25 protein-coding genes are annotated in these 23013 nt (G+C 75.4%); 10 read left to right on the forward strand and 15 right to left on the reverse strand.

Features of this window, described 5'->3' with window-relative positions; genetic code table 11:
* Positions 1-2: 2 nt before the first annotated feature.
* Together mobB and A2CP1_RS13205 are read right to left on the reverse strand one after the other, a co-directional pair.
* A complete protein-coding gene (mobB, locus tag A2CP1_RS13200) occupies positions 3-578 on the reverse strand; it encodes a molybdopterin-guanine dinucleotide biosynthesis protein B (protein ID WP_245529776.1) in 576 nt (191 codons plus the stop codon).
* On the reverse strand, positions 551-1720 hold the full coding sequence (locus A2CP1_RS13205) for a molybdopterin molybdotransferase MoeA (RefSeq protein ID WP_012633743.1): 1170 nt from the start codon (positions 1718-1720) through the stop codon (positions 551-553). The genes mobB and A2CP1_RS13205 overlap by 28 nt, the downstream gene beginning before the upstream one ends.
* Before the next feature lie 189 nt (positions 1721-1909).
* Here A2CP1_RS13205 and A2CP1_RS13210 point away from each other — a divergent pair, with 189 nt between their 5' ends.
* The 7 genes from A2CP1_RS13210 to A2CP1_RS13240 all read left to right on the forward strand — a co-directional run bounded on the left by A2CP1_RS13210 (position 1910) and on the right by A2CP1_RS13240 (position 7464).
* A complete protein-coding gene (locus tag A2CP1_RS13210) occupies positions 1910-2566 on the forward strand; it encodes a Crp/Fnr family transcriptional regulator (protein ID WP_012526537.1) in 657 nt (218 codons plus the stop codon).
* A gap of 46 nt (positions 2567-2612) precedes the next feature.
* A complete protein-coding gene (locus tag A2CP1_RS13215; RefSeq protein ID WP_011420389.1) occupies positions 2613-2828 on the forward strand; it encodes a twin-arginine translocase TatA/TatE family subunit in 216 nt (71 codons plus the stop codon).
* A 610-nt stretch (positions 2829-3438) separates the two neighbouring features.
* Entirely contained in the window at positions 3439-3861 is a 423-nt protein-coding gene (locus tag A2CP1_RS13220) for a universal stress protein (RefSeq protein ID WP_012633744.1), read from the forward strand.
* 74 nt (positions 3862-3935) lie between these two features.
* Complete coding sequence (locus A2CP1_RS13225) at positions 3936-4376, forward strand: CBS domain-containing protein (protein WP_012526538.1); 441 nt, start codon at positions 3936-3938, stop codon at positions 4374-4376.
* An 87-nt stretch (positions 4377-4463) separates the two neighbouring features.
* On the forward strand, positions 4464-5603 hold the full coding sequence (locus A2CP1_RS13230; protein WP_012633745.1) for a sensor histidine kinase: 1140 nt from the start codon (positions 4464-4466) through the stop codon (positions 5601-5603).
* A 14-nt stretch (positions 5604-5617) separates the two neighbouring features.
* Entirely contained in the window at positions 5618-6340 is a 723-nt protein-coding gene (locus tag A2CP1_RS13235) for a response regulator (protein ID WP_012633746.1), read from the forward strand.
* Positions 6337-7464, forward strand: a complete 1128-nt coding sequence (locus A2CP1_RS13240) for a sensor histidine kinase (RefSeq protein ID WP_012633747.1) — start codon at positions 6337-6339, stop codon at positions 7462-7464. Before A2CP1_RS13235 ends, A2CP1_RS13240 begins: the two co-directional genes overlap by 4 nt.
* A 19-nt stretch (positions 7465-7483) precedes the next feature.
* Here A2CP1_RS13240 and A2CP1_RS13245 read toward each other — a convergent pair whose 3' ends face one another.
* The 8 genes from A2CP1_RS13245 to A2CP1_RS13280 form a co-directional block, all read right to left on the reverse strand.
* Positions 7484-8935 (reverse strand): sigma-54-dependent transcriptional regulator, encoded by a 1452-nt coding sequence (locus tag A2CP1_RS13245; RefSeq protein WP_012633748.1) that lies wholly within the window; start codon positions 8933-8935, stop codon positions 7484-7486.
* A gap of 145 nt (positions 8936-9080) precedes the next feature.
* Positions 9081-9755 (reverse strand): TatD family nuclease-associated radical SAM protein, encoded by a 675-nt coding sequence (locus A2CP1_RS13250; protein WP_041450514.1) that lies wholly within the window; start codon positions 9753-9755, stop codon positions 9081-9083.
* A gap of 109 nt (positions 9756-9864) precedes the next feature.
* Entirely contained in the window at positions 9865-10176 is a 312-nt protein-coding gene (locus A2CP1_RS13255; RefSeq protein WP_012633750.1) for a TraR/DksA family transcriptional regulator, read from the reverse strand.
* Between the two features lie 126 nt (positions 10177-10302).
* On the reverse strand, positions 10303-10764 hold the full coding sequence (locus A2CP1_RS13260) for a CBS domain-containing protein (protein ID WP_012633751.1): 462 nt from the start codon (positions 10762-10764) through the stop codon (positions 10303-10305).
* A 73-nt stretch (positions 10765-10837) separates the two neighbouring features.
* A complete protein-coding gene (locus tag A2CP1_RS13265; protein ID WP_012633752.1) occupies positions 10838-11269 on the reverse strand; it encodes a CBS domain-containing protein in 432 nt (143 codons plus the stop codon).
* A gap of 106 nt (positions 11270-11375) precedes the next feature.
* Positions 11376-11864, reverse strand: a complete 489-nt coding sequence (locus tag A2CP1_RS13270; RefSeq protein ID WP_232288448.1) for a universal stress protein — start codon at positions 11862-11864, stop codon at positions 11376-11378.
* A 119-nt stretch (positions 11865-11983) separates the two neighbouring features.
* Positions 11984-12382, reverse strand: coding sequence for a hypothetical protein (locus A2CP1_RS13275; protein WP_232288206.1), 399 nt, complete (start codon positions 12380-12382; stop codon positions 11984-11986).
* Positions 12383-12433: 51 nt separating this feature from the next.
* On the reverse strand, positions 12434-13588 hold the full coding sequence (locus A2CP1_RS13280; RefSeq protein WP_012633753.1) for a zinc-dependent alcohol dehydrogenase: 1155 nt from the start codon (positions 13586-13588) through the stop codon (positions 12434-12436).
* Positions 13589-13694: 106 nt separating this feature from the next.
* Between A2CP1_RS13280 and A2CP1_RS13285 the strand changes: the two genes are divergently transcribed.
* Positions 13695-14348, forward strand: coding sequence for an SOS response-associated peptidase (locus tag A2CP1_RS13285; protein WP_245529777.1), 654 nt, complete (start codon positions 13695-13697; stop codon positions 14346-14348).
* 8 nt (positions 14349-14356) lie between these two features.
* Here A2CP1_RS13285 and pncA read toward each other — a convergent pair whose 3' ends face one another.
* A complete protein-coding gene (gene pncA / locus A2CP1_RS13290; RefSeq protein WP_012633755.1) occupies positions 14357-14998 on the reverse strand; it encodes a bifunctional nicotinamidase/pyrazinamidase in 642 nt (213 codons plus the stop codon).
* Between the two features lie 183 nt (positions 14999-15181).
* Between pncA and A2CP1_RS13295 the strand changes: the two genes are divergently transcribed.
* Positions 15182-16768, forward strand: a complete 1587-nt coding sequence (locus A2CP1_RS13295; protein ID WP_012633756.1) for an HD domain-containing protein — start codon at positions 15182-15184, stop codon at positions 16766-16768.
* A gap of 78 nt (positions 16769-16846) precedes the next feature.
* Complete coding sequence (locus tag A2CP1_RS13300; RefSeq protein WP_012633757.1) at positions 16847-17572, forward strand: HAD family hydrolase; 726 nt, start codon at positions 16847-16849, stop codon at positions 17570-17572.
* 28 nt (positions 17573-17600) lie between these two features.
* Here A2CP1_RS13300 and A2CP1_RS13305 read toward each other — a convergent pair whose 3' ends face one another.
* From A2CP1_RS13305 to holB, 4 genes are read right to left on the reverse strand one after another with little or no spacing between them, the layout of a single operon-like run.
* Complete coding sequence (locus tag A2CP1_RS13305; RefSeq protein ID WP_012633758.1) at positions 17601-18377, reverse strand: TatD family hydrolase; 777 nt, start codon at positions 18375-18377, stop codon at positions 17601-17603.
* A gap of 60 nt (positions 18378-18437) precedes the next feature.
* Entirely contained in the window at positions 18438-20522 is a 2085-nt protein-coding gene (gene metG, locus A2CP1_RS13310) for a methionine--tRNA ligase (protein ID WP_012633759.1), read from the reverse strand.
* Positions 20519-21916 carry a DNA polymerase III subunit delta gene (locus A2CP1_RS13315; protein ID WP_012633760.1) on the reverse strand — a complete coding sequence of 466 codons (1398 nt, stop codon included), beginning with the start codon at positions 21914-21916 and terminating at the stop codon, positions 20519-20521. Before A2CP1_RS13315 ends, metG begins: the two co-directional genes overlap by 4 nt.
* The gene (gene holB, locus A2CP1_RS13320) at positions 21903-22994 is read right to left on the reverse strand and encodes a DNA polymerase III subunit delta' (protein WP_012633761.1); all 1092 of its coding nucleotides are present in this window, start codon (positions 22992-22994) and stop codon (positions 21903-21905) included. The genes A2CP1_RS13315 and holB overlap by 14 nt, the downstream gene beginning before the upstream one ends.
* Positions 22995-23013: the final 19 nt, after the last annotated feature.

The following is a 23013-nucleotide window of genomic DNA, read 5'->3' on the forward strand; positions in this document are numbered from 1 at the left end:
TATCACCCGCGCCGGCGCGGCGCCGCGGACCGTCCGCCCGCCCTGCGCCGCGGGGCGGGCCCGAGCCGATGGCGGGTGCAGAGGAGGTCCGCGAGCCCGGAGGCGTCGTCGGCCTCGAACGCCGGGAGCGGGCGCGGTGGCGGCGCGTCGGTCACCACCGCGAACACCCGCCGGTCGCGCGCGCACAGGAACTCCGGCGACACGCCGCGCCGGTACACCTCGATCCGCGGCAGCGGCTCGCGCTTCCAGCCCTCGGCGAGCACCAGGTCCACCGCCGGCAACATGCGGGCGAGCGCGCGGGCGCCGCCGGCGGGTGGGCCGAAGTACGCCATGCCGGAGGGGCCCTCGATGGCGGCGGCCACTGCGCCGGCGCGCCGCAGCACCTCGGTGTCCTTGCCGCGCCGGTCGAACGGGTGCTCGTGGCCGGTGTGCTTCAGGATCCCGACGCGCAGGCCGCGCCGGGCCAGCTCCGCCACGAGCCGGCGCAGCAGCCGGGTCTTCCCGACGCCGCTCGGCCCGCTCACCGCCACGATGGGCGGCGCCCGCCGCGTCACCCTGCGCAGTCCTCGAGCAGCCACGCCGCCACCTCCGCGCCCTCCGGCAGGTCGCCGGCGTCGGCGGGCACGAACAGCAGCGCGTCGGCGAGCGCCGGCCCGCGCACCTGCGCCGAGTCGCGGCCCAGCGGCCGCGCGCGCCCGCCGGGCTCCACGGCGGCCCACAGCAGCCGCGCCCGGCCCGGCCGCCCCTCCGCCGGCGCGGCCAGCCGCAGCGGGACCACGCGCCGCTCGGTCCGGGCCGCGCCGCACAGCGCCAGCAGCGCCGGGCGCGCGAACACCTCGAACGCGACCAGGCACGCCGACGGGCTGCCCGGCAGCCCCAGCACCGGCGCGCCGCCGGCGAGCGCGAACAGGAACGGCTTCCCCGGCTTCATGGGCACGCCGTGCACGCGCACGTCGGCCTGCAGGTGCGCGAGCGCCTCCGGGACGAGGTCGCGCGCGCCGATCGACACCCCGCCGATGGTCACCGCCGCGTCGGCGCTCGCGAGCGCGTCGCGGATCGCGGCGACCACCGCCTCGAGCCGGTCCGGCACCGGCCGCCGCTCGACCTCCGCGCCCAGCGCGCGGACCAGCCCCGCCACCGCCTCGCCGTTCGAGTCCGGCGTGCGGCCGGACACGACCTCATCGCCGGTGGAGAGCACCGCCACCCGCGGCCGACGGCGCACCGACACGACCGGCCCGCCCACCGCCCGGAGCAGCGCCGCCTGCCGCGGGCCGACGCGAACGCCGGCCGCGAGCGCCAGCCCGCCGGCGGGCACGTCCTCGCCGGCCTGGCGCACGTGCTCGCCGCGGCGCGCCGCCTCGAGGAAGCGGACCCCGCCGCCCTCCTCGCGCGTCGCCTCCTCGCGCACCACCGCGTCCGCGCCCTGGGGCACCGTCGCGCCGGTGAAGATGCGCGCCGCCTCGCCGGGGGCGAGCGCCGCGGCGGGCACGTCGCCGGCGTAGATCGTCTGCCGGACCGGGAGCACGGCCGGCCCGGTCACGTCGCCCGCGCGCACCGCGTAGCCGTCCATGGCGGCGCACGTGTGCGGCGGGGCCGGAACGCTCGCCAGCGCGGGGGACGCGAGCCAGCGGCCGAGCGCCTCCTCGGAGGGAACGTCCTCGGCGCCGACCGGGAGCAGCGCGGCGAGGATGCCGTCGCGGATGCGGAGGAGCCTGTCCATCGTGGACCGCATCATGCCACGTACCGGGGCCGCGGCGGCCCGATCGCAAAAGGTGCGCAGAGCGAGTATTGATCCGGGCCAAAACGCAACGTCTGCGGCGGCAGGCGGGCAAAACCCCGCTCTCTCGCGGGCCTAGCTCGTGCAAACAGACGCCGATCAAGACGCCGTTCGCCACCGGAGGATCCAGCCGTGCTCTCCAACACTCCCGTCTCGGACTGCGGCTCCTGCTCGCTCGGGGTCGCGTCCCAGGGCCGCTGCCGGCTGACGCCGACCACCCGCGAATCGGGTGCGACCATCTGTGCCCAGGGCGAGCGCCCGCGCACGGTCTACTTCGTCAAGGAGGGCTTCGTGGCCCTCTCCGCGGTCTCGCCCCGCGGCTCCGAGCTGCTGCTCTCGCTCCGCGGCCCCAGCTCGCTGCTCTGCACCGAGGCGATGCAGGCCGAGCCCTCGCCGTTCGAGGTGCGCGCGCTCTCCCGCGTGAAGATCTGCGGCATCGGCGGCGACGCGCTCTCGCAGTGGGTGGGCCCGGACAAGAGCGCCGCGCGCGTGGTGCTCGACCTGCTGCTCACCGAGTCGCGGCAGCAGCGCGACGAGGTCAACTGGCGCCAGGGCGACTGCCTCTCGCGCGTGGCCCGCTTCGCGCTCGCCCATGCGAGGTTCCTCGCCGACCGGCCCAACGCGGTGCGGAAGCAGGTGGTCGCGCGCCTCCTCGGGATGCGCCCCGAGACGCTCTCGCGCTGCCTCACCAAGCTCGAGAAGGACGGCGTGGTGGACGCGTCGCGCGGGGTGAGGGTCCTGGATCAGCGCCGCCTCGCCGCGCTCGCGATGGAAGACAACGCGGCCTGATCCCTGTTAGAAGAGGAGCGCGTCAGGCGACGAAAGGAACACCCCCATGTTCGGTCTCAGAATGCCGGAGCTGCTGCTCATCCTCGCGATCGTCGTGATCCTGTTCGGCGCGAGCAGGCTGCCGGCGCTCGGCGCGGGCCTCGGCCAGGGCATCCGCAGCTTCAAGAAGGCGTTCGGCGGCGAGGACGAGAAGCCGACCGCGTCCGGCAACGGCAGCACCCCGACGCAGTCGTCGTCGGACCAGGGCTCGAAGCAGGCTTGATCGAGGGGCGGCCTCCGCCGCCCTCGCCTCCCCGCCAGCCTCGCTCCACGGCCGCCGGTGTCCCTCGGGCACCGGCGGTGCCGCATCGCGGGTGCGCGCTCTCGCACACGCCGCTCGCGCCGGCGCGCGCGGACCGTGCGTCTCCGCCGGCGTGGGGCCGCGGCACGCGCACGCCTCCCCCGGCCCACGCGCGCCGCGGCTGCGCGCTCGCGCCGCGAGCCCCCGAGCGCCCGCGCGGTCCGCCGGCGGATTTCCCGGCGCCGTCCCCTCGCCCGCGGTCGGACACCTCCCCGCCTTACCCGGCGCCGCACCCATCGCGGCTGGCCTCTCCGTTGCTCTCCGTCGTCCCAGGGACGCGTCTCGCGCATCCCGGGCAGACTCGCTGGAGCCACCCGCACAGGCGGGGGAGCCCAGGCGCCCGCGCGGCACCCGCGATTCGCCCGGCGAGCGTTCCGGGCGAGCCTGGAGATCGCGGCGGCCGATCGGACGCTGGAACGGGCGAGGCTCGCTGACCGGCCCGGCGCGCCAGCGCGTCCCGCCTCCTCTCGCGGCCCGCGCCGGCATCCCCCTTGAAGGGGAAAGGCGGTGCCTGCACCGGAGGGGAGCGGCCATGAAGCGGATCCTGGTGGCGGTGGACGGCTCGGACACCTCGCTGAAGGCGGCGCGGATGGCGTCGGACGTGGCGCTGCGCTTCGGGGCGAAGCTGACCCTGGTGCACGTCGTCCCGAAGCTGCTCCTGCCGCCCGACGTCTACGGCCTCACCATCGCCGAGGTCGAGAAGGAGCACCGCGCCTACGCGGACGCGCTGCTGGAGAAGGCCGTGAAGGCGCTGGAGGAGCCGGGGCTGGACGTCTCCACCACCGTCCTCTACGGCTCCCCGGCCGAGGCCATCGCCGAGGAGGCCGCGGCCATCGACGTGGGCATGGTGGTGGTCGGCAGCCGCGGCTACGGCGCGGTCGCCCGGATGTTCCTGGGCAGCGTCTCCGACCGCCTGGTGCACATCAGCTCGAAGCCGGTGCTCGTCGTCCGCTGAGGTCCGCGAGGCGGGATGCCGCGCGCCCGGTCCCGGGTTACACTCGCCGCGCGCGGGGCGCGCGCGGAGGCCTCATGATCTCGGTGGCGGACTTCATGACCAGGGACCTCGTCACCGTGCGCGAGAGCGACGACCTCGCGCTGGCCGAGTCGCTGCTCAAGCTGGGCGGGATCCGGCACCTGCCGGTCGTCCGCGAGCGCAAGCTGGTGGGCCTGCTCACCCAGCGCGACCTGCTCCGCTCCGGACAGGCGGGCGCGCCCGCGGCCCGCGACCGCGCGGTCTCCGAGGTGATGACGCGCGAGCCCGTGGCGGTCCGCCCCGGGACCGGGCTGGCCCACGCCGCGCGCCTCATGCTCGAGCGGAAGTTCGGCTGCCTGCCGGTGTGCGAGGACGACGGGCTGCTGGTCGGCATCGTCACCGAGGCCGACTTCGTGCGCTTCGCCGCGGACGTGGTCCGGGACCTCGATCTGGTCTCGGAGGCGGTCAAGGCGCGGGAGCGGGCCGGCCAGGCCTAGATCGCCCCTCATGTCCGGCCGCCCGCCGGCTCGCCCGGGGCAACGCGCGTTGACCGGCCGCCCGGGCCCCCCTTACATAGGGGTCGAATGCCCGAGACCGTGCTCGAGGAGCTGAAGCGCTACGTCCGCTTCGATGCCGGGGACGAGCGGGCGCTCCGCGCCCTCCACGGCGCGGCCGCGCCGCAGCTCGACCGGATCGCCCAGGTCTTCTACGACCGCATCCTCTCGCACGAGGGGGCGCGCACCGCGCTGGTGGGGGGCGAGAGCCGGGTGGGTCACCTCAAGGTGACCCTGATCGGCTGGATGGACACGCTGCTCAGCGGTCCGTGGGACGAGGGGTACTGGGAGCACCGGACCCGGATCGGCCGCGTCCACGTCCGCATCGGCCTGCCGCAGCACTACATGTTCGGCGCGATGAACGTGATCCGCACCGAGCTGATGCGCGTCTCCTGGGAGCGCTTCAACGCGGACCCGCCCGAGCTGGAGCGGGTGCGCAACGCGCTCGCGAAGATCCTCGATCTCGAGCTCGCCATCATGCTGCACACCTACCGCGACGACCTGCTCGCGCAGCAGGCGCGGGTGGAGCGGCTCTCGACGTTCGGCCAGCTCGTCGGCTCCATCGGCCACGACCTGCGCAACCCGCTCGGCGTCATCGAGACCTCGCTCTACATCCTGCGCGGGCGGGTGGGCGACGACGAGCGCGCCCGCAAGCACGTGGACCGCATCGGCGAGCAGCTCGGCGTCGCGAACGGGATCATCACGAACCTGCTCGACATGATCCGCAACCGGCCGCTGGCGCGCGAGCCGGTGGACGTCGGCCAGGTGGTCGCCGCCGCCGCGGCCGCGGTGAAGCACGCGCCGGGCGTGTCGGTCGCGGTGGAGGGCTTCGAGGGGCTGCCGCCGGTGGACGGCGACCCGGGCCAGCTCCGCCAGGTGTTCGTGAACCTGCTCGAGAACGCGGCGTTCGCGGCGGCGCCGCAGGGCGCGGTGACGGTCCGCGCGCGCCGCGACGACGGCGCGCTCGAGGTGGCGGTCGAGGACACCGGCCCCGGCGTGGACCCCGCCACGCGCCGCCGCCTGTTCGAGCCGCTCATCACCACCAAGGACAAGGGCATCGGCCTGGGCCTGGCGCTCGTGAAGCGCATCGCCGAGCGCCACGGCGGCTCGGTCGAGTACTCGGACCGGCCCGGGGGCGGCGCGCGGTTCACCGTTCGCCTCCCCGCCTGAGCGGAGGATCCCGCATGCGCCGCTACCTCATCGTGGACGACAACCGCGACTTCGCGGAGAACCTGGCCGAGATCCTGCGCGACGCCGGCCACGAGGTCGCGCTCGCCGGCGACGGCGCCGAGGCGCTGGCGCTCGCGCGCGGGACCCGCTTCGACGCCATCCTCACCGACATGCGCATGCCGCTCATGGGCGGCGCCGAGCTCGTCCACGAGCTGCGCCGCGTGGACCCCGGCGCGCCGGCCATGGTCATCACCGCCTACGTGGGCGACAACGACCTCGAGGCCGCGCGGCGCGAGGGGCTGGTGGCGGTGCTGCAGAAGCCGGTGAACGCCGCCTACCTGGTGGAGCTGCTCGAGGTGGCCCGGCGCGACGGCCTGGCGGTGGTGGTGGAGGACGACCCCCGGCTCGCCGACAACCTCTGCGAGGCGCTGCGCTCGCGCGGCTTCGCCGCGGTGACCGCCGCGTCGGTGCTGGAGACCGAGCGGCTCGGGCCGGTGCAGCCGTTCTGCGCGCTGGTGGACCTGCGCGTGCCCGGCGGTCCCGACGGCGCCGCCATGCAGCGCCTCGCCGCCAAGTACCCCGCCCTGCCCATGATCGTCGTCACCGCCCACCACGACGCCTGGCCGGCGCTCCCGCACCAGGGCTTCTTCCACAAGCCGTTCGACACCGCCTCGCTGCTCGCCGCGGTGGAGCGGCTCCACGGCGCCCGCGCCCCCTCGCCGGTGCCCGCCCCGTGAAGCACGGCGGCGGGCCGCGGCGGCCGCGCGTGCTGGTGGTGGACGACAACGCCAGCCTGGTGGACAACCTCTCCGAGATCCTGGAGGGCGCCGGCTACGCGGTGGCCGGGGCCGGGAGCTGCGCCGCCGCGCTCGCGCTCGCCGAGCAGGGCTTCGACGTGGCGCTGGTGGACCTGAAGCTCCCCGACGGCGACGGCACCGCGCTCGCGCCGCGGCTGAAGGAGCTCTCGCCGAACGGCGAGGTGGTGCTGCTCACCGGGTTCGCCACGCTGGAGTCCGCGGTGGCCGCGGTGCGCGCCGGCGCCTGCGCCTACCTGGTGAAGCCGTGCGCCACGCAGGAGCTGCTGCTGACGGTGGAGCAGGCCATGCGCCAGGTGCGCCTGCACCAGGAGAAGCGCGACCTCGCCAGCCGCGCGCAGATGGCCGAGAAGCTGGCCGCGGTCGGCACCATGACCGCCGGGCTCTCGCACGAGATCCGCAACCCGCTCAACGCCGCGGCGCTCCAGCTCTCGGTGCTGGAGCGGCGCATCCAGAAGCTCGAGGCGGAGCGGCAGGGGCCGCTGCTCGAGCCGCTCACGCTGGTGAAGGACGAGATCCGCCGCCTCGACCACATCCTGGAGGACTTCCTCCAGTTCGCCCGCCCCCGCGAGTTCGTCCGCAAGGCCATCGAGGTCGCGCCGGTGATCACGAAGGTGGTGGACCTGCTCGGCGGCGAGGCCGAGCGCCGCGGCGTGCGCCTGGAGCGCGAGCTCGAGCCGGTGCCGCCGGTGGCGGGGGACGAGGAGCGGCTCCGGCAGGTGCTGGTGAACCTGTGCCTGAACGCGCTCGAGGCGGTGGACGCGCGCGGGCTGGTCCGCGTCTCGTGCCGGCCCGCACCCGCCGACGTCGATCACCCCGAGGCGCCGGCGATGGTCGACCTCCTCATCGACGACGACGGCCCGGGCGTCGTGCCCGACCAGCGCGACCGCATCTTCGAGCCGTTCTTCACCACCAAGGCGCGCGGCTCCGGCCTGGGGCTCTCCATCGTGCACGCGATCGTGACGCAGCACGGGGGCACCATCCGGATCGAGGACAGCCCGGAGGGCGGCGCGCGCTTCGTGCTGCGGCTCCCGCGCGCGCAGTGAGCGCGCGCGGCGCCGCGCCCTACTCCATCCCGCCGGCCTTCTCGGGCTCGTGCTCGCCGTCGTGGGAGTGGTCGTGCCCGGCCCCGCCCTCCCGGCCGCCCGCGGCGTACTCCTTCAGCCGGTACTGGATCTTGCGGACGCTGATCCCGAGGATCTCGGCCGCGCGCGAGGTGGAGCCGCCGACCATCTCGAGCGTGCGCAGGATGGCCTCGCGCTCGATCTCGTAGAGCGTCGCGCCCGGGATGAGCGCGCCCGGCGCGCGCTCGCGCGGGCGCGGGCCGCGCAGCGTGGGCGGCAGGTCGTCGGCGGTGAGCTCCGAGCCCTTGCAGAGCACCACCGCGCGCTCCACCACGTTCTCCAGCTCGCGCACGTTGCCGGGCCAGTCGTGGCTCAGCACCGCGTTGAGCGTGCCGGGCGCGAGGCCGCGGATGTCCTTGCCGTACGCCTTCGAGTACTTGTCGATGAAGTGGCTCACCAGCGCCGGGATGTCGCCCTTGCGCTGGCGCAGCGGCGGCAGCGTCACCGCCACCACGTTCAGCCGGTAGTAGAGGTCCTCGCGGAACCGCCCGTTCTTCACCTCGGCGGCGAGGTCGCGGTTGGTGGCGGCGACCAGGCGCACGTCCACCTTGAGCGTCTGCGTCCCGCCGACGCGCTCGAACTCCCGCTGCTGGAGCACGCGGAGCAGCTTGATCTGGAGCGCCGGCGAGATGTCGCCGATCTCGTCCAGGAACAGCGTGCCGCCGTCGGCGAGCTCGAACCGCCCCTCCTTGCGGCCGATGGCCCCGGTGAACGCGCCCTTCTCGTGGCCGAACAGCTCGGACTCGAGCAGCGTCTCGGAGAGCGCCGCGCAGTTCACCTTGATGAAGGCCTTGTCGGCCCGCGGCGACTCCTCGTGCAGCGCCTGCGCGAAGAGCTCCTTGCCGGTGCCCGACTCGCCCAGGATCAGGACGGTGGCGCGGGTGGGCGCGGCGCGCTTCACCACCTCGTAGACCGCGTGCAGCTCGGGCGCGTCGCCGACGATGTTGTGGAACCGGTACCGCTCGCGCACGCGCTCGCGCAGGTTCGCGGTGTCGCGCTGGAGGCGCAGCTTCTCGAGCGCCTTCTCCAGCACCACCAGGACCGCGTTCACGTCGAGCGGCTTGACGAGGTAGTTCTCGGCGCCGGCGCGCATCGCCTCGACGGCGGCCTCGACGCTCGCGAACGCGGTCATCATCACGAACACCGCGTCGGAGCCCTGCTCGCGCGCGCGGCGCAGCAGGTTGATGCCGTCCATGCGGGGCATCCGCACGTCGGCGAGCACCGCCGCCGGCGCGAACCCGGGGAGCAGCGCCAGGGCCTCCTCGCCGTCCGCGGCCTCGGCGATCTCGTACCCCTCCTCGCTCAGGATGGTCCGAAGCGCGACGCGAGCGTTCTGCTCGTCGTCCACCACCAGGATCCGTTCCTTGCCCGGCCGGGCGCCCACATTCGGCATGCTCATGCTGCTCCTGACCTGCGCAAAGCCTGCGTCGGTCCGCAGGTTATGCACCATTCTCGCCTCGAGGTCCAGTGACTACCCGAGGCCAAGTGCTGAGGCCGACACCTGAAAAACCCCGTTACTCCCCCGGACCTTCCGGCCTTCAGCCCACCCGGGCCGACCCCGCCGAGGATGGGATGCGACCCACCCGGTCGTACGGGCGCCAACGGAACCGCGCGCCGAGCGATTCCGCGACCGCCCTGCAGGCCGCCTCGGAGACGCCCGGCATCGCCACCGCGCTCGCGGCGACGTCGGGGATGACGCCGACGGCGGCGCGGAGGAACGCCTTCACCGCGTCGTACGCCGCCTCGCCGTAGCGGCTCGGGCAGATGCGCGCGTAGGCCGCCGCGTCCGGCGCGTTCAGCGACACCGATACGGCGCCCACGCCGGCGGCCGCGAGCTCGGCGACCACGTCGCGCCCCTCGCGCAGGTTCGCGAGCCCGTCCGTGTCGAGCCGGATCCGGCGCGCGCCCGCCGCGCGGAGGCGCCGCGCGATCTCGAGCACCACCTCGAGCCGGCGGGTCGGCTCGCCGAAGCCGGTGAAGCAGACCTCCGAGCGGCCCTCCAGGCCCACCGCCTGGATCGCGCGCCAGACCTCGTCCGCGTCCGGGTTGCGCGCCAGCCGCAGGTCGAATCCACCCACCGTGAAGTCGTCGTCGCGGATCTTGGGGCAGAACGTGCAGGCGAGCGTGCAGCCACTCGTGACGTTCAGGTAGAGCGCGTCGCCCAGCGGATAGGCGAGCACCGGCACGTTCCTGGGGGAGGTTTCCGTGGTCACGAGCGCCCGGGTGAATAGCAGGACCCAGGCGGGAGCGCCACCCGGATGCGGCCTGCTGCGTCACCGTTTCAACCGGCGGCGCGGACGGGCATTTCCCGGGGACCGGGCGCTACTCGGCGTGGGGGTGGTGACCGCTGCAGGCGATGCAGTAGCGCGCCTCGGGGATCGCCCGGAGGCGCTGCAGGCCCATGGGGCCACCGCAGGCGAGGCAGGTGCCGTAGCGGCCCTGCTGGATGCGGTCGAGCGCCGCGTCGATGTCGGCGAGCTCGCGGCGCACGCCCTCGGGCACGGGCCCGGGGATGGACTCGTAGTCTGCCCAGCGCGCGGCGGGATCGGATGGGCGGGGCGGCGCGGCCCCCTGGCTGAGCGAGCGACGACGCCGCAGCAGCACCTCGCGGGCGTCCGCTTCGAACCGGCTCATGCCGGACACGCTCTTCACGAGCCGTGCCCGGGCGCACGGCGGCGATTTTCGAGCCGTTTCCGGGGATTCGGCCGCGAGAGTTGCGTGGCCCCCTTGGATTGGCGCACGGCTTGCGCAAGCGCGCGTTCAGCGATCGGGCCGGCGTGACACGCCGGCGGGAGGCGCTCGGGGCGGGGTCCGCGCCGGCCTCGTCCCGCGCCGCCGGACCAGCGTCCCCAGCGCGCGGAGCGCGTCCACCGTGGTGAACAGGCCGATGACCACGCCGCGATCCACCACCACCGCGGACCCGAGCCGGTGCTCGGCCATGTGGTCGGCGACCTGGTCCAGCGGCGCGTCGGGGGGCACCGCGAACGGCTCGGTGGCCATGGCCTCGCGCACCCGCTCCTGCTCAGCGTCCACGCCCCGCAGCGTCTCCAGCAGGTAGAGGTCGCGCTGCGAGACCACCCCGACCAGCGCGCCGGCGTCCACCACCGGGAGGTGGCGGATGCCGCGCTCGCGCATCAGCCGGTGCGCGTCGGCGAGCGTTCGCTCCGGCGCGATCACCACCGGGCCGATCGTCATGAACGCCTGGACGGTCTGCTTGCGCATGCGCCTCCCCCGCCCGCTCCGGTAGCAAGGGGGAGGCCACGCGGGCGTGCGCGCCGGCGCGCGCGCGTGACCATCAGTGATGGTGTGCCAGGTGTGGGCCTGGCGGCTCCAGCCCGTGCGCGCGCGGGTGGCAGCGCCGGTGCGGCAGCCGGCCCTGGATCCCGGCGGCGGCGAGCTCCTCCTCGCCGATGGTGCCGAGCACCAGGCCGCCCACGGCGACGGGCAGGCACCCCACCCCGCAGTCACCCAGCGTGACGGCCGCGTCCTCCAGCGTCGCGTCCGGGCGGATGGTGATCACCGGCACGCTCATGCGCTCCGAGACCTGCTCGTCCGGTCCGGCCGCGCGCAGGTCGCACGCGCAGAGGATGCCGATCAGGTCGTCGTGATCCATCACCAGCAGGTGCGCGGCGCCGGTGGTCTCCACCACGGCGAGCGCCCGCGCCGCGGTCACGTCCGCCTCCACCGACATCGGTGCCCGGTTCATCGCCTCGCAGACGAGCGTCATGGGACGACCTCCTCCTCGGGGCCGGCCCCTGCCGCGGCCCCGCGGAGCCGCCGCCGGCGCCCGTCCCTGGTCCCCCCCGCTCACGGGCGGACGCGTCCGCCCGTCGCTACAGCGGCACCGACTCCCGCGGCGCGCGCGAGGCGACCCGCAGCGTCAGCACCGGGCAGGTGGAGCGGCGCAGCACCGCCTCCGCCACGCTGCCGATGAGGAGGCGCGACAGGCCGGTCCGCCCGTGCGTCCCCATCACGATCAGATCCGCGCCGCCGTCCCGGGCGATCCCCAGGATCGCGTCGGACGGCTCGCCCGCCTCGACGCGCACCGAGACCGACCGCGGGCGCGCCGCCGCCTTCGCGAGGAAGTGATCCACCTCGCGCTGCACCTCGTTGCGCGTCTGCTCCCAGCCCGGCTGGCCGCTGCCCACCGGGAGCAGCGCGAGCGTGTCGGGGCCGACGTAGCCGGGCGGCTCCCAGACGTGCAGCACGTCGAGATCGGCGCCGTGCTTGCCGGCCACGAAGATGGCGTACTCCAGGGCCGCCCGCGACGACGGCGAGAAGTCGATGGGAACCAGCACTCGGGTGACGGCGGGCAAGCACACCTCCTCGACGGGCGCCGCCGCCATTCTAGCAGCAGAACGCGCCGCCGAGTCCCCCTCGCGCCGCCCGCGCGCGGATCCTCCGCGACGCCCGGCGGGGCGCAGGGCCGGCGCCGGCGCCCTCACCGGCGGCGCAGGGCGCGGGAGGCGACCAGGTACCCCGCGGCGAGCGCCGCCAGGGCGGGAAGCGCCCACCCGGCCCGCCGGAGCCGGTGCTCCAGCACGTCCACCCGGTCCGCGGCCAGCAGCAGGGCCCACCGCCCGGCGCGGTGCTCGGGGATCCGGTAGGCGGCGCGCCGCAGCGCGCCGGAGGCACCCCGCACCGGCTGCGCCGTGCCGAACACCGGCGTCCGCACGCGGAGCCCGGTCCGGCCCAGCGCGTCCGCACCGGGCTGGCGCGCCGGCTCCTCGCGATCCACGTCCGGGAGCGCGGTCTCCCGCCGCTCGCGCGGCACCCCGGGCCGCATCGGGCGGGCGCCGTCCACGCCCGCGCCCGGCGGCGGCCCGTCCCCCCGGTGCATCGCGCCTGGCCCCATCCCCTGCATCCGTCCCCCCCTTCGCCGCCGCGCCGGTCAGGCCTGGGCGCCCGGGACCAGCACGCACTTCACGCAGCCGTCGGCCCGGTCGCCGAACAGCGCGTACGCGTGCGCGGCGCGCTCCAGCGGGAACCGGTGCGTGATGAGCCCCTTCCCGTCGAGGCGCCCCGCGCGCACGTGCTCCAGCAGGTGCGGCATGTAGCGCTTCACGTTCGCCTGCGCGGTCCGGAGCGTGAGCCCCTTGTTCATCGCGGCGCCGATCGGCACCAGGTTCGCGGGCGGCCCGTACACGCCCACGATCGACACGGTCCCGCCCTTCCTGACCGCGTGGATGGCCCAGGAGAGCGCCACGGCCGACCCGGCCTGCAGCTTCAGGCCGCGGCCGAGCAGCGTCTGCCACGGCGAGCCGGACGCCTCCAGCCCGACCGCGTCCACGCACACGTCCGGCCCGCGTCCGCCGGTCTGCTCCTTCAGCACCGGCACCGGATCCCACCCGGCCGCCTCCAGGTCGAGCGTCTCGGCGCCGGCCCAGCGCTCCGCGAAGCGAAGCCGCGCCGGCACGCGGTCGATGGCGATCACCCGCCTCGCCCCGAGCAGCCAGGCCGAGCGCGCGGCCACCAGGCCCACCGGGCCGCAGCCGAACACCGCCACCACGTCGCCCTCGCGGACGCCGCCCATCTCGGCCGCCTGGTAGCCGGTCGGGAGCACGTCGGAGAGCAGCAGGACGTCCTCGTCCTCGAGGTCGTCCGGGATCTTCATGGGCCCGACGTCCGCGAACGGGACGCGCACGTACTCCGCCTGCCCGCCGTCGTAGCCGCCGGTGGTGTGCGAGTAGCCGTACACGCCCGAGGCCAGGTCGGACATGGGGTTCGAGGACTCGCAGTCGCCGTAGAGGCCGCGCGCGCAGTAGAAGCAGCGCCCGCACGAGATGTTGAACGGGACCACCACCCGGTCGCCGCGCCGCAGCGTCCGCACCGCGGGCCCGGTCTCCTCGACCACGCCGGTGAACTCGTGGCCGAACGTGCTCCCCACCCGCGTGTCCGGGACGAACCCGTGGAGCAGGTGCAGGTCCGAGCCGCAGATGGCGGCCCGCGTCACCCGGAGCACCACGTCCTCCCCGTGCTCGATCCGGGGCGCGGGCTTGTCCCTCACCTTGACCCGGTACGGCCCCTCGTAGACGAGCGCGCGCATCCCACCCCCGGGGTCAAGGTTCTCCCGGCCCGTGCGCGCCGCAAACGCCGGGCGCCACCCGGGCCGGCGGCGGCGGGAGCGCCCGCCGGCTGCTATGGTCGGGCGCATGTGCGGACGCTTCACGCTCACGGTGGCCGACCTCGCCGCGCTCGCCCGCGAGTGGGCGGCGGAGGTGGACGCGGCGCTCGCGGCGCGCTGGCGCCCGCGCTTCAACGTGGCGCCCGGCGATCCGCACCCGGTGCTGCGCGGGCGCGGCGGCGCGCGCCGGCTCGAGGCGGCCGCGTTCGGGCTGGCGGGCCCGGGCGGCAAGCTCCTGCTCAACGCGCGCGTGGAGGGCGCCGCGGGGCGGCCGGCGTTCCGCGAGGCGTGGGCGGCGCGGCGCGCCGCGGTGCCGGCCGACGGCTTCTACGAGTGGGAGGGCCCGGCCGCGGACCGTCGGCCGAGCTGGCTCCACCCGCGCGCCGGGGGCACGCTGCTGCTCGCGGCGCTGTGCGGGGACGCGCCCGGTGGCGGCCCCGCCTTCGCCATCCTCACCACCGCCGCGAACGCCGAGGTGGGCCGGCTCCACGACCGCATGCCGCTGCTCGTGCCCCCCGCGCTGCTCGACGCGTGGCTCGACGGCCCCCCGCCCGCCCTGCCCGCGCCCGCCGACGGCGTGCTCGCGGTCCGCCCCGTGTCACCGCGCGTCAACTCGCCCGCGAACGACGACGCCGCCTGCCTCGCGCCGCCGCCCGAGCCGCTCCAGCGCGCGCTGTTCTGAGCACCGCCTCAGCGGATCAGGTCCTGGCTGACCGCCAGCCGCGCGCCCGCGGCCGCGAGCTCCCGGTCCACCTCGTCGCGCCGCTCGGGGAACACCGCGCGCGTCAGGTCGTCGAGCACCACCACCTCGAAGCCCTCTACAGCCGCGTCGACGGCGGACACCCGCACGCAGAAGTCGCGCGCCAGCCCGCCGAGGAACAGGCGGCGCACGCCGCGGGCGGAGAGCCAGGCGCCCAGCCCGGTGGACGGGCGCCGGCCGTCCGGGCCGACGTTCTCGCGGAAGGCGCTGTAGGAGTCCACCTCGCGCCGCGTGCCCTTGCGCAGCACCAGCGTGACCGCCGCGTCGGGGAGCGCCGGGTGCAGGGCGGCGCCGCGCGTGCCGCGGACGCAGTGGTCCGGCCAGAGCTCCTGCGGCCCCTGCGAGAGCGCGATGGACGCGTAGGGCTCGCGCCCCGGGTGCGTGGAGGCGAAGGACACGTGGCCGGGCGGATGCCAGTCCTGCGTCGCCACCACGGTCGAGAACGCGGGCGCCAGGCGCGCCAGCGGCTCCACGATCCGGTCGCCCTCGGCGACGCCGAGCGCGCCGCCCGGCAGGAAGTCGTGCTGGAGGTCCACCACCAGGAGCGCATCCGACCCGGGATCGATCCGCATGGGCACCCCATAACACCGGCGTGGCGGATCGTCCGCGGAGGTGCCGCGCCGCGTCCCCCGGCGGGGCCGCCGCGAGCGCCGTCGCACACGCCGGAGCGGCGTCGCGCGGAGGCCGCGGATCGCCCGATTCCGGGCCCAATCCGTGTTGTGTCCGCGCGCGGCCTGAGCTAGCTTGCGCGCACCATGGACAAGATCTGGGCCAAGGACGTCAAGGAGGGAGAGCGCGCCAAGAGCGTGTTCCTCGTCGCCCGCAAGGCGATCCCCACCGCGAAGAGCGGCAAGACGTACCTCTCCGTCACCTTCCAGGACAAGACCGGCGAGCTCGAGGCGCGCGCCTTCGAGAAGGTCGAGGAGCTGGCGGCGGCCTTCGAGGAGAAGGATCTCGTCGAGGTGGAGGGCGCCATCGGCGCGTTCCAGGGCAAGCCGCAGCTGCGCATCGAGGCGCTCGCCAAGGTCGACCCGACCACGCTGGACGCGGCCGAGTTCGTGTGGGCGCCGCCGCCCGAGCCGAAGAAGCCGGAGAAGTCCGGGCCGGCCGAGGCGGAGTCGGGGCACTGGAACGAGCTGCTCGCGCTGGTGGACTGCGTCGTCGACCCGCACGTGAAGGACCTCATCAAGGCGTTCGTCGAGGACGACGACGTGGCGGCCCGGCTGCGCCGCGCCCCCGCCGCGAAGACCGTCCACCACGCCTACCCGGGCGGCCTGCTCGAGCACACCGTCTCCTGCCTCAAGCTGGCGCACCGGCTCGCCGACCACTTCCCGCAGGTCGATCGCGACCTGCTCGTCGCCGGCGCGTTCTTCCACGACCTCGGCAAGATCCGCGAGCTGAGCGGCGACCGGAGCACCGAGTACACGGACGAGGGCCGGCTGATCGGGCACCTGGTCATGACCGCCCAGTGGATCCACGACAAGGCGCGCCGCGTGGGCGCCTCGCGCGACCTCGAGCACCACGTCGTGCACATGGTCCTCTCCCACCACGGGCGCCTCGAGTACGGCTCGCCCAAGGTGCCGATGACGCTCGAGGCGATGCTCACGCACGCCATCGACGAGATCGACAGCCGGGTGAACTCCTGGCTCAACCTGATGGGCAAGGACGGCGGCAACCGCCGCTGGACCGACGCGAACAACGTCTACGAGCAGCCGATCTGGCGCGGCAGCCTGCCGACCGTGCAGGCGGAGAAGAAGGGACCGGCGCCGGAGCTCCTCACCCCGGTCATCTACGTGCCGCGCAACGGCGCGAGCGCCGGCGGCGGTGCCCAGCCGCGCCCACCGAAGAAGCCCAGGGATCGCAAGCGCGAGCCGCGCCCGCAGGGCGGCGCCGCGGAGGCGAAGCCGGCCGAGGGCGCCGGCGAGGCGAAGGCCGAGGGCGCCCCGGCGGCGGCGCAGGCGCCGCGCCCCGAGGGCCGGCCCGAGCGCCCGGATCGCGGCCAGCGCGAGCACCGCGGCTTCGGCGGCGGCGGCGGCGGCTTCGGCGACAAGAAGCGCGGCTACACCGGCCCGCGGCTGCCCGGCGACAAGGGACCGCACCGGCCGCCGGAGAAGAAGAACCTGACGCACAACCCGTTCGCCGCGCTCGCGCAGAAGCTCGAGGACGCCGGGAAGCCGGCCGAGGAGAAGCCGGCCTCGCCCGCCGAGGCGGAGCAGCAGCAGGCGCCCGCCCCCACGCCCCCCGAGCCGCAGGACCAGGCGGTGGCGGCCCGCGAGCCCGACGTCGCCCCGGAGCCCGCTCCGGCCGGGACGCCCGCTCCCGAGGACAAGCCGGCGGGGTAGTTGTCGTAGAATCGCCTCCTCGCGCCCGGCGCGGCCGCGCGGCCGCCCGCCGGGCGCGCGGGGGAGGCGCACCGGTCCATGGTCCCGTTCGGCCGCACGGCCGCCATCTTCGACGTCGACGACTCGCTCCTCGACGGCAACGCCGGGACCATCTTCACCTGGTACCTGTACAGCGAGCGCGTGATGCGGCCCGAGGTCCGGTCCCGCATCCCGCGCGTCATCTACGAGTACGCCCGCAGCCGCCTCACCGAGCAGGACATGGTGGAGGTGGGCTCGCGCTGCCAGCAGGGCCTCTACGCCGACCAGGTGAAGGCGCACGCCCACGTCTGCTTCGAGCGCCACCTGCGCAAGCGCATCACCTCCGGCGCCATCCGGCAGATCCGCAAGCACCTGCTGTCGGGGCACTTCGTGGTGATCGCCTCCGGCTCCTCGCAGTACATCATCGACGAGGTGGGCCGGCACCTCCGCGTGCACGCCGCGGTGGGCACGCGCACGCGCATCGTCGACGGCCGCATCACCGACCAGATCCTGCCGCCGGTGGTGTTCAAGGACGGCAAGCGCGCGGCGGTGGAGGCGATCGCCGAGCGGTTCGACCTCGACCTGACCCGCAGCTTCCTCTACTCCGACTCGAGCGCGGACGTGCCGCTGTTCGAGGCGGTCGGCACGCCGGTGGTGGTGAACCCCAAGGCGCCGTTCCGCGCCGCCGCCGAGAAGCGCGGGTGGGAGATCGTCACCTGGAAGGAGCGCAACCGGCCCGGCGCCGAGCCCGACCTCGCCGACGAGTGGGGGAGCTGGGAGGGCTGACGGTGGGGCGGGGCCGGCCCGCCGCAGCTCAGGCGAGCCGGAACAGCCGCCGGGTGTTCTCGGCGGTTCGCGCGGCCACCTCCTCGAGCGGCGCGCCCCACAGCTCGGCCACCTTGCGCGCGGTCTCGACCACGTGCGCGGGCTCGTTCCGCTTGCCGCGGAACGGGACCGGGGCGAGGAACGGGCTGTCGGTCTCGACCAGCAGCCGGTCGCGCGGGACGATGCGCACCGCCTCGCGGATGGGCTCGGCGGTCTTGAAGGTCACGATGCCCGCCACCGAGACGTACAGGCCGAGGTCGAGATAGGCGCGCGCCGCCGGGGCGTCGCCGGTGAAGCAGTGGATCACCCCGCCCGCCTCGGGGACGCCCTCCTCGCGCAGCACGCGCAGGCAGGCGGCGTCCGCCTCGCGCACGTGGATCACCACCGGCTTCCCGGCGGCGCGCGCGGTCCGCAGCGACCGGCGGAACGCGGACTCCTGCACGTCGCGCGGCGAGTGGTCGTAGTGGAAGTCGAGGCCGGTCTCGCCCACCGCGGCGACGCGCGGGTCGCGCGCCAGCGCCTCGTGACGGGCCCAGTCCTCCTCCGGCACGCGCGCGGCCTCGTGCGGGTGGATCCCGATGGTCGCGGCGAAGTACCGGGGGTCCCGGTCGGCGAGCGCCAGCGCGTTGCCGAAGTCGCCGGGCCCCCGCCAGAGGCCGACGCAGACCACCCGCGCCAGGCCGGCCTCGCGGGCGCGGGCGATGACCGCGTCGAGGTCGCCCCGGTAGTCGTCGAGATCGAGGTGGGCGTGCGAGTCGATCAGCATCGGGCGGATCTAACCCGGTCCGCCCCGCCCGCAAGGCGGGCGGGCGGACCGTGCGAGGCGCTACTTGACCCGTGTCCCGGGCGCGATGCCCTCGCCCACGGTCACCACCTGGAGGTTCGGCGGCTCGCCGGCGGCGAGCAGCATCCCGTGGGAGGTGATCCCGCGCAGCGGACGGGGCGCGAGGTTCGCGACCACCACGATGCGCCGGCCCACCAGCGCCTGCGGCTCCGGGTAGGCCTGCGCGATGCCGGCCACGATCGTGCGCGGCTCCGGCTCGCCCACGTCCACCGAGAGCTTCAGCAGCTTGTCGGCCTTCTCCACCTTCTCGGCGGCCTTCACCAGCCCGACCCGCAGCTCCACCTTCGCGAAGTCGTCGTACTGGATGACCCCGGGGACCGGCGGGGGCGCCGGCTTGGCGCTGGCGCGGGTGGCCGTCTCGGCGGGGCTCTGGGCGCGCGCGACCTTCGCCGGCGCCGCCTCGGCGGCCGGCACGATCAGCCTCTGCACCTGCTTCGCGTCCACCCGCGCGATCTGCGGCGGCTTCTCGACCACCTGCACCGGCGCGCCGTCGAACGGCTCGAGGTCCGGCGTCCAGGCCGGCAGCTCGGGCCGCCCGTAGGCCGCGGCGAGCGCCGCCGAGAAGCGCGGCAGGATGGGCGCGAGCACGCGGGCGAGGCCGAGGAGCGCCTTGCCGGTGGTGTAGAGCACGCTCCGCTCCGCGTCGCCGGCCGGGTTCTCCCAGGGCTTCGTCTCCTGCACGCGGCGGTTGCAGACGCTGGCGGCCTGGCTCACCAGGCGGACCACGTCGCGGGTCTCGAGCACCTGGTACGCGGCGCGGGCGCCCTTCACCGCCTCGCGCGTCGCGGCGGCGATCTCGGGGTCGAGCGGCGCGGTGACGCCGCCGGGCAGCCGCTGCAGCAGCGCGGCCACGCGCGAGGCCAGGTTCGCGACGTTGTTCGCGAGGTCGGCGTTGATGCGGTTGCGGAACTCGTCCAGCGACAGGTCGAGGTCGGAGACGCCGCTGCCCAGGTTCGCCGCGTAGAAGTAGCGCAGCAGCTCCGGGTCGAGCCCGGACTCGAGGTAGGTCCGGCCGGTGACGAAGGTGCCGCGGGACTTCGACATCTTCTCGCCGTTGACGGTGAGGTGCCCGTGGACCGGCATCCGGTCCGGGCGCTTCAGGCCGGTGGCCCAGAGCATCGCCGGCCAGAACACCGCGTGGAAGCGCAGGATGTCCTTGCCGATGAAGTGCTCGAGCCGGGCCGGCGCGCCCACCGCGAGGTAGCGCCGCTCGAACTCGGCCGGCGCCAGCCGCTCGCCGTCCGGCGCCTCGGCCGCGAAGTAGTGCTCGGCGGAGGACAGGTAGCCGATGGGCGCGTCCACCCACACGTAGAGGAACTTGCCCGGGAACTCGGGGTCGGTCACCGGGAAGCCGAAGTACGGCGCGTCGCGGGTGATGCACCAGTCCTGCAGGTCGGCGAGCCAGCCCTTCACCTGCTCGCGCACCGCCGGCTCGAGGTGCCCCTCCGCGTTCACCCACTCGTGGATGACCGCGTTCACGTCGGGCTTGCGGAGGTTGACGTACGCGTGGTCGCTGGCGCGCACCACCGGCGACGAGCGGCAGATGGCGCAGTACGGGTCCTTCAGCTCGCGGGGATCGTAGGTGGTCCCGCAGTGCTCGCAGACGTCGCCGTACTGGTCGGGCGTCCCGCACTTCGGGCAGGTGCCCTTCACGAACCGGTCGGGCAGGAAGCGCCGATCGACCTCGCAGTAGAGCTGCTCGACCGACTTCTTGTAGATGAGCCCCTTCGCCTTGAGCGCGTCGTACACGCGGTAGGCCCAGCGGCGGTTCTCGTCGGAGTCGGTGGTGTAGTAGGTCGAGAACTCCACCCCGAACGCGTGGAAGTCGGCGTGCTGCTCGGCGCGGTACTTCTCCACGAACGCCTTCGGCGTCATCCCGACCTTGGCGGCGTTCACCTCGATGGGCGTGCCGTGGGAGTCGGCGGCGCACACGTAGGCGACGTCGTCTCCGCAGGCGCGCCGGAAGCGCACGTAGACGTCGGTCTGGACGTACTCGACCAGGTGGCCGAGGTGGATGGGGCCGTTCGCGTACGGCAGCGCGCTCGTGACGAGGAGACGCTGGCTCAAGGGGTGCTCCTTTCCCGGTTGTCGCGGGCGAGCAGGCCGATCAGCACCCGCTCCAGGCGCACGCGCCCGTCCTGCCCGCTCTTCATGGCGACGTCGGCCTCGGCGAGGCCGGCCAGCGCGTCGAGCAGCTCCGCGCGCGAGAAGCGCGCCGACGCCTGGTACTTCATCCAGAACCCGTAGGGCTTCTTGCCGTCCAGCTCGTCCTCGTCGATGGACGGGAGGACCTCGGCCTGCCACTCGTTGAACGAGCCGATGCGCCGCTCACCCACCGCGGCGCGGGCGCGCTCCCGCTCCACCACCAGCCGGCGCACCGTGGCGGCGAGCGAGCCGAGCAGCATGAACGGGCTCGCGCCGTCGGCCACGGAGCGGTCGAGCACGCCCATCGCGAGCGGCAGGTCCCGCGCCTCGACCGCGTTGCCGAGCGCGAAGAACGGATCCGACGCGACCCGCGTCACCACCGCGTCCACGTCGGCCGCGCCGATCACCTTGCGGTCGCCCACGTAGGCGGCGAGCTTCGCCACCTCCGACGCGAGCGTGCGCGCGTCCTCGCCCACCAGCTCGGCGAGCCGCGCCTCGCCGCCGCGGTCCACCCGCTTGCCGGTGCCGGCGAGCAGCGCCTCCAGCACCGGCCCGAGCACCAGCCGCTGCGCGTCCCAGGTGCCCTCCTTCTCGAGCTGGGTGGTCACCCGGCGCCCCGCCGCGGCGAGCTTCTTCACCACCGGCAGCCGGCCGTCGATCTTCCCCGCCGCGATCACCAGCACGTGGCCGGGCGGCAGGCCGGCGGCGAGCGCGGCGTCGAGCGCGCCCGCGTCCTCGCCCTTGCCCACCTTCAGCTCGCGCTCCTGCGCGTACCGCGCGGCCGCGTCCACGAACGCCGCGGCGGCGCCGTCCATCGGCACGCCCAGCTCCTCCGCCAGCGCGGAGCGGGCGCCCTCCGGCACCCGGCCGTCCTCGCCCGGCGCGAGCGCCCGCGCGCCGATGCCGGCCTTGCCCGCGAGCGCGAGCAGGCGCCGCGCACCGTCGCGCTGCCGGCCGTCGGCCCAGCTCTTCATGGCGGCGCGGAACGCGTCCGCGGCGTCCTCCTTCGCGGTCAGGAACGCCGGCTCCTGCACCAGCACCAGCTTGCCGCCGCCGAACAGGCCGCCCGTGGCCAGCTCGGCCGCCACCTCGGCCGGCGAGGCGGCGGCGTCCAGCTCGACCAGGTTGAGCGCGCGCTGCGCCTCCGGCACGAGCGCCCCGGCCAGCTCGCGCGCGGCGCGGAGCGACAGGAACGCGTCGCCGTCGAACAGGTAGACCGGCTGCGCGCGCCCGGCGCGTGCCTCCTCCAGGCAGGTCTCCAGGGTGGCCCCGGCGACGGCGCGCGCGCGCCCTCCCCCGGCCCTAGGCCCGGCCATGGAACCACCCGATCATCAGCCGCTCGAGGGCGAGCTGCGAGGTCGCGTTCTGCCGCAGCGCCCGCATCGTCCGGAGCACCTCGCCGCGCCGGCGCACCACCTCGCCGGGCGGGAGCGCCGCGGCGGCCCGGCGCGTGGCGGGCTCCAGGTCGGCGACCGCGAGCCGGTCCGCGCCGGCCTGCACCGCCAGCACGTCGCGCAGCCACACCAGCATGAGCTCGCAGATCTCCGGCGCGAGCTCCTTCACCTCGGCCTTGCGGTCGCGGTCCTTCGCGCGCGCCTGGGCCGGGTCGGCGCCCGGGTCCGCCGCCCAGGCCAGCCACGCGCCCGCGTCGTCCGGCCGGAGCGCCGCCGCCTGGGCCACGGCCCGCAGCGGCCGCCGGGCCGCGTCGCCCGCGTGCGCGCGCGCCCGGCCCAGCGAGCCGCCGGAGAGCGCCGCGGCCACGCGCGCCTCCTCCGCCGGGATCCCCTCCTCCTGCAGCCGCGCCGCGATCGCCGCGGCCGGCAGCGGCCGGAAGCTCACCCGCAGGCAGCGCGAGCGGATGGTGGGGAGCAGCGCGTCGGGGCTCGAGGCGACCAGCACGAGCGTGGTGTCCTCGGGCGGCTCCTCCAGCGTCTTCAGGAGCGCGTTCTGCGCCTGCGGGTTCATGGCGTCGGCCGGGTCGATCACCACGAAGCGCCGCCGCCCCTCGAAGCGCTTCATGGCCAGGCGGTGGTCCACCAGGTCGCGCACCTGGTCCACCACGATGTCCTTCGACGGCGCGCGGCCGCCCTTCGGCTCCCATCGCCCGGCCTTCGCCATGGTCCGCTCCGCGGCGAGCACCACGACGTCCGGGTGGAGGCCCCGCTCGATCTTCCGGCAGGGGCCGCACGCGCCGCAGGGATCCTCGCGGAGGCCGCCCGGCCCGGCCTGCCCGCCCTCGCAGTTCGCGGCCTGCGCCAGGAGCACGGCCGCCCGCGCCTTGCCGGCGCCCTCCGGGCCGCCGAAGAGGTAGGCGTGGTGCAGCGAGCCGCGACGGAGCGCGGACCGGAGCGAGCCGACGGCGCGTTCCTGCGCGATGAGCTCGGAGAACGGCATGGGCGGCGCGGAACATAGC

Origin of the sequence: Anaeromyxobacter dehalogenans 2CP-1, from assembly GCF_000022145.1 — a bacterium.
GTDB classification, from domain to species: Bacteria; Myxococcota; Myxococcia; order Myxococcales; family Anaeromyxobacteraceae; genus Anaeromyxobacter; species Anaeromyxobacter dehalogenans.